This is a genomic window from Roseomonas sp. WA12 (genome assembly GCF_054165765.1).
Genome location: NZ_CM135108.1, coordinates 386,777 through 398,424 on the forward strand (window position 1 = coordinate 386,777; position 11,648 = coordinate 398,424).

General features: G+C 71.4%; 10 protein-coding genes. 5 read left to right on the plus strand and 5 right to left on the minus strand.

The window, feature by feature from the left end:
- Positions 1–47: 47 nt before the first annotated feature.
- The 4 genes from ACVBD7_RS01825 to rsmI form a co-directional block, all read right to left on the minus strand.
- A complete protein-coding gene (locus tag ACVBD7_RS01825) occupies positions 48–800 on the minus strand; it encodes an SDR family oxidoreductase (protein WP_458095817.1) in 753 nt (250 codons plus the stop codon).
- Positions 797–3,151, minus strand: a complete 2,355-nt coding sequence (locus tag ACVBD7_RS01830) for a xanthine dehydrogenase family protein molybdopterin-binding subunit (RefSeq protein WP_458095818.1) — start codon at positions 3,149–3,151, stop codon at positions 797–799. The genes ACVBD7_RS01825 and ACVBD7_RS01830 overlap by 4 nt, the downstream gene beginning before the upstream one ends.
- A 110-nt stretch (positions 3,152–3,261) precedes the next feature.
- Positions 3,262–4,422, minus strand: a complete 1,161-nt coding sequence (locus ACVBD7_RS01835; protein ID WP_458095819.1) for a hypothetical protein — start codon at positions 4,420–4,422, stop codon at positions 3,262–3,264.
- A gap of 64 nt (positions 4,423–4,486) precedes the next feature.
- Positions 4,487–5,434: a 16S rRNA (cytidine(1402)-2'-O)-methyltransferase gene (gene rsmI, locus ACVBD7_RS01840; RefSeq protein ID WP_458095820.1), complete on the minus strand. Its 948-nt coding sequence runs from the start codon at positions 5,432–5,434 to the stop codon at positions 4,487–4,489.
- Between the two features lie 20 nt (positions 5,435–5,454).
- Between rsmI and ACVBD7_RS01845 the strand changes: the two genes are divergently transcribed.
- Positions 5,455–6,618, plus strand: a complete 1,164-nt coding sequence (locus ACVBD7_RS01845) for a penicillin-binding protein activator (protein WP_458095821.1) — start codon at positions 5,455–5,457, stop codon at positions 6,616–6,618.
- 47 nt (positions 6,619–6,665) lie between these two features.
- Positions 6,666–8,018 carry an ATP-binding protein gene (locus tag ACVBD7_RS01850; RefSeq protein ID WP_458095822.1) on the plus strand — a complete coding sequence of 451 codons (1,353 nt, stop codon included), beginning with the start codon at positions 6,666–6,668 and terminating at the stop codon, positions 8,016–8,018.
- 254 nt (positions 8,019–8,272) lie between these two features.
- Here the strand turns inward: ACVBD7_RS01850 and ACVBD7_RS01855 are convergent, their stop codons facing one another.
- Positions 8,273–8,989, minus strand: a complete 717-nt coding sequence (locus tag ACVBD7_RS01855) for a response regulator transcription factor (protein WP_458095823.1) — start codon at positions 8,987–8,989, stop codon at positions 8,273–8,275.
- A 383-nt stretch (positions 8,990–9,372) separates the two neighbouring features.
- Here ACVBD7_RS01855 and ribA point away from each other — a divergent pair, with 383 nt between their 5' ends.
- From ribA to ACVBD7_RS01870, 3 genes are all read left to right on the plus strand, one after another.
- A complete protein-coding gene (gene ribA, locus ACVBD7_RS01860; protein ID WP_458095824.1) occupies positions 9,373–10,551 on the plus strand; it encodes a GTP cyclohydrolase II RibA in 1,179 nt (392 codons plus the stop codon).
- Between the two features lie 49 nt (positions 10,552–10,600).
- Complete coding sequence (locus tag ACVBD7_RS01865) at positions 10,601–11,065, plus strand: hypothetical protein (RefSeq protein ID WP_458095825.1); 465 nt, start codon at positions 10,601–10,603, stop codon at positions 11,063–11,065.
- A 94-nt stretch (positions 11,066–11,159) separates the two neighbouring features.
- Positions 11,160–11,648 carry a L,D-transpeptidase family protein gene (locus tag ACVBD7_RS01870; RefSeq protein ID WP_458095826.1) on the plus strand — a complete coding sequence of 163 codons (489 nt, stop codon included), beginning with the start codon at positions 11,160–11,162 and terminating at the stop codon, positions 11,646–11,648.

The window sequence follows — 11,648 nt, forward strand, 5'->3', positions numbered from 1 at the left end:
GCGCGCGCAAAACTGTCAAAAAAGAGGAGGGCGACGCTTCCTCCGCGCTACTTCCCGGGCTTGTGCACCCGCAGCGGCCCGAAGCTCTGCGCGACGGGCATCACCTGCAGCGTGTTCACATTCACCCGCGCCGGCCGCGATGCCACCCAGTGCACGGCATCTGCGATATCCTCCGGCATCAGCGCATCGGCGCCCTCATACACAGCCGCTGCCTTCGCATCGTCGCCGAACCGCACATTGCTGAACTCGGTGCCGCCCACCAGCCCCGGCTCGATGTCGGTCACCCGCACCGGCGTGCCCCAGAGATCGGCGCGCAGGTTAAGGCTGAACTGCCGGACGAAGGCCTTGGTCGCGCCATAGACATTGCCACCAGGATAGGGGAACTCCGCCGCAGTGGAGCCGATATTCACGATGTGCCCGCGCCCGCGCGCGACCATCCCCGGGAGCACCGCGCGGGTGAGATACATCACCCCCTTCACATTGGTGTCCACCATCGCGTCCCAGTCATCGAGATCCGCGTTTTGCGCCGGCTCCAGCCCGCGGGCGAGGCCGGCATTGTTCACCAGCACGTCCACCGCCGCCCATTCTTCGGGCAGCGCGGCAACGGCCGTTTCCACTGCTGCACGGTCCCGCACATCCAGCACCAGCGGCAGGACGTTATCCGCCCCCAATTCCCCGTGCAGCGCAGCCAGCCGATCCGCGCGACGTCCCGCGGCAATGACGCGTGCGCCATCGGCGACAAAGCGGTGCGCAATTGCCAGCCCGAAACCCGAGCTCGCGCCAGTGACGAGAACGATCATGCTGCCGTCTCCCCGTGCAGCACTTCCCAGATACGCAGCGGCGTCGCCGGCATGTCCAGATGCGTCACACCCCGCTCGGACAGCGCATCGACCAGCGCATTCATCACCGAGGGCAGGGACCCCGCGCATCCCGCCTCGCCACAGCCTTTCGCACCCAGCGCATTGGTGCGTGCCGGCACGGGATGGCTGTTGAAGGCGAAGAACGGCGCGTGCTCCGCACGCGGCAGCCCGTAATCCATGTAGGAGCCGGACAGCAGCTGCCCGTCCTCGCTATAGGCCGTCTGCTCGGTGAAGGCCTGGCCGATGCCCTGCACGATGCCGCCATGCGCCTGCCCGGCCACCAGCATCGGGTTCACGATGGTGCCGAAGTCATTCACCGTGGTGTAGCGCACCACCTGCGGCTCGCCCGTCTCGATATCCACCTCCACCTCGGCGATGTGGCAGCCATTGGGGAAGGCGGAATCCTCGTACTCATCTGTGGTGGAGACATCGAGCGAGCGCAGCTCCTCCGGCAGCCCCGGCGCGCTGCGCGCCATCGCCGCCAGCTCCATGATGCCGACGCCGCGATCCGTGCCCGCGATGGCGAAACGGCCACCATTCGCTGCATGGGGCTCGAACTCGATATCCTCTGCCGCCGCCTCCAGCACATGCCCGGCGATCCGCCGCCCCTTCTCGATCACCTGCGCACTTGCGGTCGAAAGCGCCTGCCCCGTCGCCATGATCGAGCGTGACCCACCCGTGCCGCCGCCCGCGATCAGCAGGTCGCTGTCGCCCTGCTCCAGCCGGATCCGGTCGAAGGGAATGCCCAGCCGGTCCACCAGCACCTGCGCGAAGGGCGAGGCATGGCCCTGCCCATAATCCAGCGTGCCCGTGAGAATGGTCACGCCACCATCCTCGTCGAAGCGGATGCCGCCCATCTCCTTCGAGGGCGGCGCCGTCACCTCCAGGTAATGCCCGATCCCGATCCCGCGCAGCTTGCCGTTGCGGCGGCTCTCGGCGCGCCGTGCCGCGAAGCCATCCCAGTCGGCGGCGGCCAATGCCTCCTCCAGGATCGCCGGAAAATCACCGCTGTCGTAATGCATGCCGGACGGAGCCGAATAGGGGATTTGCTCCGGGCCGATATGGTTGCGCCGGCGCAGCTCCACCCGGTCGATCCCCATCTCCCGCGCGGCCGTGTCGACCAGCCGCTCCATGTAGTAGTTCCCTTCCGGCCGCCCCGCGCCGCGATACGCGCCGACAGGCGTGGTGTTCGTGAACACGCAGCGCGTGTTCACCTCGACCAGCGGCGTGCGGTACACGCTGATCACGTTCTTCACCGTGTTCACGGTGGAAGGCAGCGTCGTCGCATTGGACAGATAGGCACCGAGATTGCCGTAGCCCGTCATCCGCAGCGCGAGGAAATGCCCCTCCGCATCCAGCGCCAGCTCGGCGGTGAAGTCATGGTCCCGCCCATGGCTGTCCGACAAGAAGCTCTCCGACCGGCTGTCCGTCCACTTCACCGGCCGCCCCAGCAACTTCGCCGCATGCAGCAGCGCCGGGTACTCCGGATAGACGCTCGCCTTCATCCCGAAGGACCCGCCGACATTCCCCGTCAGGACGCGCAGCTCCTCGGGCTCCACATGCATCACCTTGGCGACGTTGCCGCGCATGCCGAACACACCCTGGCTGCCCATCCGCAGCACGAAGCGCCCATCCTCCACATGCGCCACCGCCGAGCGCGGCTCCATCGGGGAGACCACGACGCGGCTGTTGCGGATCGCAAGCTTCGTGACATGCGCCGCCCGCGCGAAGGCGGCCGCCACCGCCTCGGCATCCCCGTAGTGGAAATCCACCACCTGGTTCCCGGGCACGTCGTCGTAAACCTGCGGCGCATCCGGGGCGACCGCGTCGCGCGCCTCCGTCACGGCCGGCAGCGGATCGATATCCAGCACCAAGGCTTCCGCCGCGTCCCGCGCCTGCTTGGCCGTCTCCGCCACCACCATCGCCACGGGGTCGCCGACGAAGCGCACCTTGTCGCTCGTCAGCACGGGCTGACGCGGTAGGCGCGCCGGGCTGCCGTCGCGGTTCTTCTGGCCGACATTCACGGGCATCGGCCCAATCCCCGCCGCCTCGAGGTCCCGGCCCGTGATGACCGCCAGCACCCCCTCCATCGCCGCGGCCTCCGCCGTGTCGATCCCGCGGATCACGCCATGGGCATAGGGGCTGCGCACCATCACCGCATGGGCCTGGCCGGGCAGGGAGAGGTCGTCGCTGTAGCGTCCCTCGCCCCGCAGCAGCACCGGGTCCTCCTTGCGGGAAACGGGCTGGCCGATGCCGAATTTCAGCCGCGAGGGATCGATCGGAGCGTTCATGCGGGCATCCTGTCAGGCATGTGTGGCGGCGCGGGCGCGTCCCCGCCAAATTGGGTGCTGATGCTGCATCGCGGAAGTCTCTTTCCCGCGACGCGGCGGAAGAAGGGGTCTCAGCCCGCTGGCCGCGGCATGGGGTTGCGGCCCCGGAACTCCCGGCTGGTCAGCAGGATCTCGCGCACCTGGCGCACCGAATGGCGCTCCGCCAGCGCGTCCACCGCTTCGTCCTCCGGCACCCGGTCCAGCAGGTACATGTACAGGCCAATGACCTCCTCGCGCGTCGCCGGGCGGTCCCGCTCCAGCCGCGTCCGCATCTGCTCCTCCAGCAGGACAGGCAGCTTCACCTGGCGGAAATACTCCTGGCGCTTGCGCGGATCGCCGATGATGCCGGCCACCTGGGAATCCACCCCCGAAGCCAGGTGGTGCTGCGGCCCCTCCACCCAGTTCATCCGGTCGTAGCCCATCTCCTTGAACCGCTCGTCGCGGAAGGAGGCGCCCTGGGCCCCGATGTACCGGGCGAAGCACACATCGGTCATCACGCGCCCGATTCCCAGCGCGTTGCAGCCCAGCGTCTTCACCGCATCCTGCGAGGAAAAGCCCCCCGCCAAGTCCAGCGTCTCCATCCAGCGGAAGATCGCCAGATGGTCCCGCCACCCGTAATCCGATCCCTCGAGAATCTGGTCGTAGGGCGCCATCCACTCCCGCAACCGCTGCCAGGGCTCCCGTCGGAGGCCGAAGGCCCAGTGGTGCTGCATCATGGTCAGCCAGGCCTCGGGCCCCGGCGGCTGCGCCTCGTGGTCGCCATAGGCCGCGAAATATCCCACGCGCGGATCGCGATCCGAAAGCGCCCGCAGCTCGCCCATGATCCGCAGGTATTCCGGCCCCAGCTCCAGGTCGTCCTCGAGGAAATAGGCGCAATCCGCGTCCATCGCCTCGAAGGCCAGTACCTCGCCACGCCGGATGTTGGAGGCGATCCCGAGATTGCTCCGCGCCGCCGCTACCTGCCCGCGCGGGAAGTACTTCCGGAAGGCCGCGACCGAGGCCGCCAGTTCCGCATCCTCGGCGTAGCGCAGCCCCGTGCGGGCGGAGACGGCGCCGTCCTGCAGCAGGAACACCCGCCGCGGATCAAGCACCACCCCGCGCTGGTTGAGCAGCGAGGCGCAGACCCGCTCCAGATAGGCCGGACGGTTGAAGGCGAAGAGGATGACGGGCACGTCCAGCACCACCGGCGCCGGCTCCGTGTGCACCGCAGGAACTGCCAGCTCGTCGCTCAACTCGGCCCCTCCGCGCGGTCCAGCCCTTTGGCTAGGGCGTGCGGCAGCCAATGGCAACGGGGCCTCAGCCCTCCTCGCGCCCGATCTCCAGCGCCCTGGCATAGACCTGCCGCCGCGGCAGCCCGGTCGAGGCCGCGACCATCGCCGCCGCATCCCGCAGCGACTGCCCGCCGGCCAGCGCCGCCCGCAGCCGCGCCTCCACCTCCTCCGCCCCGCTCGGCGCATCCACCTCCGCCGGGCCGACCACCACCACGATCTCGCCGCGCGCGGCGTGCCCGGCGTAATGCGCCGCCAGCACGGGCAAAGGCCCCCGCCGCACCTCCTCGAAGCGCTTGGTCAGCTCCCGCGCCACCGCCGCCGGACGATCCCCGAACCCCTCCGCCAGCGCCCCCAGGCACTCGGCCAGCCGGTGCGGCGCCTCGAAGAAGACGAGCGTCGCCGACAACCCCGCCCCTTCCGCCGCCCGCAGCCGCGCGATCGCGTCCCGCCGTGCGCCCTCCTTGGGCGGCAGGAACCCCATGAACAGGAAGGGCAGGGGCGGCAGGCCCGACAGCGTCAGCGCCATGACGGCCGCATTCGGCCCGGGCACCGCCGAGACGAACACCCCCGCCTCCATCGCCGCCCGCGCCAGCCGGTATCCGGGATCGCTGACGAGGGGCGTGCCGGCATCGGAGATCAGCGCGATGCGCGCCCCGCCCCGCAGCCGCTCCAGCAGCCGCGGCACCTCGCCCGCCTCGTTGTGGTCGTGCAGGGGATGCAGCGGTGCCGAGATGCCGTGCCGCGCCAGAAGCGGCGCCGACACCCTCGTGTCCTCGCACAGGATCAATTCCGCACCGCGCAAGGTCACGACCGCGCGGGGTGACAGGTCCCCCAGGTTGCCGATGGGGGTGGCGACCAGCCATAAACCCGGTGCAAGCGCGGCACTCGGGCCGCCAGCAGGAGGGGGCTCGCGTGAATCCTCATGTGTTCCGGCTCCAGGGCCGTCCGTCCCCGCGTCCACGTCAGCCTGCAAGCTCCGCCTCCCGCGCCTCGATGAACCTGGCCAAAACCCTGTCCCTGCTGGCGCTTGTGGGCCTCGGCGCCTGCGCCCCGCAAGTGCCGCGCACCACCTTCGCCGCCCCGGGCGGCCCCATCTTCGGCAGCGGCGCCACGGCCCCGCAGCAGGCCCCAGCCGCCCGCGTCGCCGTTCTCCTGCCGATGACCGGCCCGCAGGGCGCCCTCGGCCCGGCGATGATGAACGCCGCCACCCTCGCCCTGTTCGACTCCGGCGCTCGTGGCGTGGAGCTGGTCCCGCGCGACACCACCGGTTCGGCTGGCGGCGCCTCGGAGGCCGTCCGCACCGCCCTGGCCGAAGGCGCCCGCGTGGTCGTCGGCCCGCTCACCGGCGCCGAGACCGCCGCCGCCGCCGGCCAGGCCCGCGCCGCCGGCGTCCCCGTGCTCGCCTTCACCAATGACGTGGAGCAGGGCGGCAATGGCGTCTGGGTGACCGGCGTCACCCCCTCGCAGCAGGTCCGCCGCCTCGTCACCTCTGCGCAGTCGGCCGGCATCCAGCGCATCGGCCTCGCCGGGCCGGACGGCCCCTTCACCCGCCAGCTCGCCAATGCGCTCCGCAACGCGGCGCGCGATTCCAACCTGCCGGCTCCCGTCATCGTCACCTATCCCGCCGGCGCCTCCCGCTCCCAGGCAGCCGGCCAACTCGCCACTCAGGCCGGGCCCGAGGGCCTCGGCCTGCTGATTCTCGGCGAGAGCGGCGCCCAGGCGCGCGAGATGGCCGCGGCGCTCGCCGGCGCTGGCCTTGCCAGCCCGCCGCTCCGCATCGGCGGCCCAGCCCTCTGGGCCGGGGACGCCTCGCTCGCCAGCGAGCCCACCCTCGCCGGCGCCTGGGTCCCAGGCCCCGACCCCCAGGCCCGCAACGGCTTCGAGGCCCGCTACCAGTCCGCCTTCGGGGACCGCCCGCCGCGCCTCGCCGCGACCGCGTATGACGCCACCTCGGTCGCGGTCCGCAGCCTGCGGGGCGGCGATCCCGCCGCTGTCGCCACCCTTCCGGTGGGCGAGGCCCTGCAGGGAGCGGACGGTGCCTTCCGCCTGCTGCCCAACGGCCAGGTCCAGCGCGCCCTGGCCGTCTACGCCCTTACTCCCGGCACCGAGCCGCGGCCGGTGGAGCCGCCGGTTCTGCCCGGCGCCGCCGGCTCCTGAATCCCGGTCCGCTGAGAACAGCCCCATCCTGGACGGCGCTGCTCCGTGTGGCAGCGCTGATCTCGGGCGTGCCCTGCGCCGCCATGGGGCTGTTGCTGGCAAGCGGCTCGGAACCCGCGCCGGTGCTCCTCGCTCTCCTGGGCACGGCCGTCACCGCCCTGCTCCTGGCTCGCGCCTGGCTCGTCACCCTGGCCGGGCTGGAAGCCGACCTCCGCGCAGCGGCCGATGGCGAGCCGAGGCCTCCGCGCGAACCCCTGCTGCCCGCCGCCAACCGCGTGGCGGAATCGGCTGCTCGCCTCGCCCGCAGCCTCGCCGCGCGGGAGGCCGAGCTGGGCCGCCTCCGCCGAGCCGATGCTGCGATCGTCGAGGCCCTGCCCGATCCCCTGCTTGTCCTGGCCGAGGATGGCAGCGTCCTCCGCGCCAATGCCGCCGCCCGCCGCTTCTTCGGCCCGGGTCCAAGCTCCGGCCCGGGCACCGAGGACCGCAGCGCTGACACAGCTGCCTTCCTGCGCCACCCCCGCATCGCTGGCGCCGTGGACCGCGCCCTCGCCGAGGGCATCCCGCAATCCGCGGAGGCCGTGCTGCCCGTCCCCGTCGCGCGGGACCTTTCCACCCAGGTCATCCCGCTGGACCCGCCGCTCTCCGATGGCGGCCGGCTGATGGTGGTCCTGGCGGACCGCACCCAGGCCCGCGCGGCCGAGCGGATGCGCGCCGACTTCGTGGCCAATGCCAGCCACGAGCTGCGCACCCCGCTCGCCTCCATCATCGGCTTCGTCGAGACCCTGCGCGGCCCCGCCCAGGGCGATCCAGAGGCCACCACCCGCTTCCTCACCATCGTCGCCGACCAAGCCGACCGCATGCGCCGCCTGATCGAGGACCTGCTCGGCCTGTCGCGCATCGAGATGACCGAGCACCAGGCGCCCGGCAGCGAATGCCGGCTCGACCTGCTGGCCCGCGACGAGGCAGCGGCCATGGCTCCAATTCTCGCCGGCCGCAATGTCAGGCTCGAGCTGGACCTCTCCGCCGCGACCGCCGACCCGGCCGATCCCGGCCAGCTCGCCCAGGTCCTGCGCAACCTGCTGGAGAACGCGGTGCGCTACGGGCGCGAGGGCGGCACGGTCCGCCTCTCCGTCCGCACCCTGGCCGCGCCCGAGGGCGGCCTTGCCCCCGGCGTGCTGCTACGGGTGGCCGATGACGGCCCGGGCATTGCCCGCGAGCACATCCCGCGCCTGACCGAGCGCTTCTACCGCGTCGATCCCGGCCGATCCCGCGCGGCGGGCGGCACCGGGCTGGGTCTGGCGATCGTGAAGCACATCGTCGGCCACCACCGCGGCCAGCTGCTGATCGACAGCGTGGTGGGGCAGGGCACCGTCATGCGCGTCTGGCTGCCCGGGCGTTAACCCACCGCAACCGCGCCCCGATTGGCTTCGTTGAAGCTGCCGAAGAGAGGAACCCCCACCATGGTCCGTCCCATCCTGATCCCCGCCCTGCGCGCCATCGGCGCCCTGCCGGTGCCCGCGCGTGAGACCCCCGTCGTCGCCGCGCCTCTTCGGTAGGATAAAGCGGGGAGGGGCACCTCCCCAGAAGATGCCGGCCCCGCGCCGACCTGCCGGAAATGAAAAGGCCGGAGAAGCAGGGCTTCTCCGGCCTTTCTCTATGCTGCGGCCCGGCCCGCCTGCGGATCCAGCCGGTACCCACCACCCTCGGTGAGCAGCAGCGAGGCCGTCGCGGGATCCGGCTCGATCTTCTGCCGGAGCCGGTAGATATGCGTCTCCAGCGTGTGCGTGGTGACGGCGGCGTTGTAGCCCCACACCTCGTTCAGCAGGATCTGCCGCCCCACCGGCCGCCCGGCGGCGCGGTAAAGGAACTTCAGGATCGCGCATTCCTTCTCGGTCAGCCGGATACGGCGGTTCCGCGCCGGGTCCTGCAGCATCTTGGCCGAAGGCCGGAAGGTGTAGGGCCCGATCACGAAGACCGCGTCCTCGGAATTGTCGAATCCGCGCAGCTGAGCCCGCAAACGCGCGAGAAGTTCCATAATGCGGAATGGCTTGGCGATGTAGTCGTTGGCGCCGGAATCGAGGCCACGCACCACGTCCTGCTCGGCATCCTGGCCGGTCAGCATGATGATCGGAACCTTGATTCCGGTGCGGCGAAGCTCGGCGCAAAGGTCACGCCCATCGCCATCCGGCAGCCCGATATCGAGCAGCACGGCGTCGAAGCGCGCACCATCGGCAAGTAGGATCTGACCCGCTTCCGCCATAGAACCGGCCTCGCTTGGGGCAAATTCGCCCTCCAAGGCCAGTTGCTCCGACAGTGTGGCGCGCAGCGCCGGGTCGTCGTCCACGATCAGGATCGGACGGGGGTCCGACATGCACCCTCCCGTATGAAGGACTTCCAGTCCGGCCCGTGGTGTTGGCCGATCCCGGAGCTGTGAAGTCGGGATATGGGGCCAAGCCGCCGGATGCGGCAAGGCTTGGCTCTCTTTTTCGTGGGGGAATGCCCCCTTCACCCCGTTCATGCCCCCTTTTGGCCGCATCGGCCTTCCCATATTGGCACCTCGCCCCGGAAGGGCGCCCTACTGCGCGAATCGCGCGGCACGGCCCTCCTTCCGAGGCCGGACCCGCCGGGGCGCCCGGCGGGATGCGTTTGGGGGATGGAATGGCCGACGCTTCGATGAGCGCCCAGGCTTCGATAGGCGTCCAGGTGACCGGAGGCCCGGTTCGGTCGGATTCCGCCGCGCTGGGAACCGCTTCCGTGGGCACGGGCTCCACGGGCACTGCCCCGTCCGGGGACTCCCTGGCCGCCGCCATGCGCGCGGTCCACCGTGCCGTTTCCGAGCTCCGAAGGGGCACCCCGGTCCTGCTCGAGAGCGGGGGCGAATCGCTCATCCTCGCCGCCGCCGAGACCGTGGGCGCCCGCGGACTGTCCGAGCTGGCGAATGCCGCCCTGGCCCCGCCCGTGCTGCTGCTTTCCGCCCCGCGTGCCGCCGCGGTGCTGGCCCGCCCCGTCCTTGCCCATCCTGCGACCGGCACTGCCGCGCCGGAAGACGCGCCCGTCTCCCTCCGCCTCTCCCCCGCGCTGCTGGCGCCCGAAACGTTGCGCCGCATGGCAGACCCGGTGGCCGAGCAGCTCCTGCCCGAGATGCCGCAGATCGTACCGTCGCCCGGCTTTGCCCAGGCGCTGTCGCCCGCCGCCATCGCGCTGGCCAAGGTCGGGCGCCTGCTGCCCGCCCTGGTCGCCGCCCCGGCCTCCGTCCCCGCCGCGGCCCGGCTCGGCCTGCTCTCCGTCGATGTCGCTGCTGTCCTCGCCTACCCGGCCTCCGCCAGCGCCAGCCTCACCCGCGTCGCCGAGGCACAAGTGCCGCTGGAGGACGCGCCGGACGCCCGCATCGTCGCCTTCCGCGCCGCCGATGGTGGGATCGAGCACCTGGCCATTCTCGTCGGCCGCCCCGAGGACGCGCCGGCCACTGGCCCCGCGCCGCTCGCCCGCCTCCATTCCGAGTGCTTCACCGGGGACCTTCTGGGTTCGCTGCGCTGCGACTGCGGCCCCCAGCTCCGCGGCGCCATCGCCCGCATGGCCGCCGAGGAAACAGGCGGCGTCCTCATCTACCTGGCCCAGGAAGGCCGCGGGATCGGGCTGGTGAACAAGCTGCGGGCCTATCGCCTGCAGGATGGCGGGCTCGACACGCTCGATGCCAACCGCGCCCTCGGCTACGGCGCGGACGAGCGCAACTTCCGCGTGGCCGCGACGATGCTGGAGGCGCTCGGCCTTCACCGCCTGCGCCTCCTGACCAACAACCCGGACAAGCTGGCCGGCCTCGTTGCCTGTGGCATCGGCATCGAGGGCCGGGTCTCCCATCTTTTCGCCGCCAATGGTGTGAACGACGGCTACTTGGCCACCAAGAAGGTCCGATTCGGCCACCTCATGGGTTAAACGGCACGCCGATTGCGCAAGCCTCCGGAGAAGAGGCCGGAGCGGCACCATGACCTATATCGTCCCGAACACCGCCTCGCCCGAGGGATGGGGGATGTTCGCCGGCCGCGTCTATGGCGGCACGCGCGCCGCGCCCGACGGCGGCCCGCCCCTCACTGGGGAGGAGGCCGAGCCCATGCCCATGGAGATCTCCTTCGACGAGCTCCTGGAGTCCATCAACCCGCTGCAGCACCTGCCGGGTGTGGGCACGATTTACCGTGAGGCAACCGGAAGCGCGGCCCCCATCGCCGCCCGCATCCTCGTCGGAACCGCGATCGGCGGCCCTGCCGGCTTCATCGGCGGCGTCGCCTCCGCGATGCTGGAGGTGACGGGCTTCGTGGACACATTGAGGGCCATCGCCAACGGCCGCGACCAGCCCACCGCCTTCTTCGCATGGGGCCAAGGCCCCGATCCCACCACCATCGCCCGCGCCCGTACCGCCTATGAGGAGCAGATGCGGGGAAGCACGGCCTGACCGGTGCGCGATGTCCCCAGGGGAGGCGACGCCTCCCTTGAGGCCACCAAGGCCCCCTCTTGCCCAACGCCCACCCACCCCGCAGACATCCCCCATGACGACCGCCCAACTCGCGAACCAACAGCTCGTCCTCGGCCGCGACCGCTGGCGCTGCGCCATCGGCCGCGGCGGCATTCGCGCCGACAAGCAGGAGGGCGACGGCGCCACCCCCCGCGCTACCCTCGCGCTGCGCCGGGTCCTGTACCGCGCCGATCGCGGCCGCGCCCCGGCCTGCGCTGTGCCGGTGGAGCCGATCGGCCGTACCGATGGCTGGTGCGACGACCCGGCCGATCGCGCCTATAACCGCCCCGTCACGCTCCCCCATGCCGGCCGGCATGAGGAGCTTTGGCGGGAGGACGAGGTCTACGACATCGTCGGCGTCCTCGGCTGGAACGACGCGCCGGTGGTGCGCGGCCGCGGCAGCGCGATCTTCCTGCACATCGCCCGCCCGGATTACGCGCCGACCGAGGGCTGCATCGCCCTCTCTCCTACCGACCTGCGCGCGGCGTTGGCCGCAGGTCTGACGGCGATCGAGGTCGCCTGA

Excerpts from the sequence above, each read along its gene's own strand:
- ACVBD7_RS01825 (WP_458095817.1), bottom strand. The coding sequence starts at position 800 with ATGATCGTTCTCGTCACTGGCGCGAGCTCGGGTTTCGGGCTGGCAATT.
- ACVBD7_RS01830 (WP_458095818.1), bottom strand. The coding sequence starts at position 3,151 with ATGAACGCTCCGATCGATCCCTCGCGGCTGAAATTCGGCATCGGCCAG.
- ACVBD7_RS01845 (WP_458095821.1), top strand. The coding sequence starts at position 5,455 with ATGAACCTGGCCAAAACCCTGTCCCTGCTGGCGCTTGTGGGCCTCGGC.
- ACVBD7_RS01855 (WP_458095823.1), bottom strand. The coding sequence starts at position 8,989 with ATGTCGGACCCCCGTCCGATCCTGATCGTGGACGACGACCCGGCGCTG.
- ACVBD7_RS01865 (WP_458095825.1), top strand. The coding sequence starts at position 10,601 with ATGACCTATATCGTCCCGAACACCGCCTCGCCCGAGGGATGGGGGATG.
- ACVBD7_RS01870 (WP_458095826.1), top strand. The coding sequence starts at position 11,160 with ATGACGACCGCCCAACTCGCGAACCAACAGCTCGTCCTCGGCCGCGAC.